At 20.4% G+C, this 554-nt stretch carries 2 protein-coding genes; both read right to left on the minus strand.

Annotated features, from left to right (window positions below; translation table 11 throughout):
- Positions 1-120, minus strand: a 120-nt coding sequence (locus tag EPJ79_RS11445) for a glycosyltransferase family 2 protein (RefSeq protein WP_147739659.1), incomplete at its 3' end; no start/stop codon positions are given.
- Positions 121-129: 9 nt separating this feature from the next.
- Entirely contained in the window at positions 130-414 is a 285-nt protein-coding gene (locus EPJ79_RS11450; protein ID WP_147739660.1) for a hypothetical protein, read from the minus strand.
- Positions 415-554 lie beyond the last annotated feature (140 nt).

Below are 554 nucleotides of genomic sequence, written 5' to 3' on the forward strand. Positions count from 1 at the left end.
GCAATCATTAACAATTATAATTTCTATATCGTTAAAAGTTTGATTGACTAAACTATCTAAACATCTTCTTAAATATTTTTCCGTATTATAAACGGGAACTATAATCGATATTAACGGCATTTTATTTCCTTAATTATTTCTATATCTTTTAAAACTAATCTGAAATCCAAAAATAGTTAGTATTTTCTCATTATATGATTTATTCTTTAATGAAAATATCCATTCCAAAAAAGAAAGTTTAATATCAAATTTCTTTAAATATTTATCGACTTCAGTATTATTTATTTCTTTAATATATTCATATTTATCAAATTGAGGTTTATATTTAAAAAATTCTTTTTGTATTATAACCAATTCCTTAAGTTGCTTTTTATTCAAAAATAGCTGAAAACTTAAAACGCATTCTTTATACATTTGAATTATTCCATTTAATAAATTTCAATCCGCAAATCTTCAAAACTAACTCTTTAGAATTAGAAGATAAAGAGAAAATATTTTTAAGTAAATTATTCAAACTAACAATTATAGGTTTGTTATAGCATTTATTAGTTTTC

Source organism: Brachyspira aalborgi (genome assembly GCF_008016455.1).
In the GTDB taxonomy this organism is placed as follows: Bacteria; Spirochaetota; Brachyspiria; order Brachyspirales; family Brachyspiraceae; genus Brachyspira; species Brachyspira aalborgi.

Coding starts and splice junctions, on each gene's coding strand:
- EPJ79_RS11450 (WP_147739660.1), bottom strand. CDS start 414: ATGTATAAAGAATGCGTTTTAAGTTTTCAGCTATTTTTGAATAAAAAG.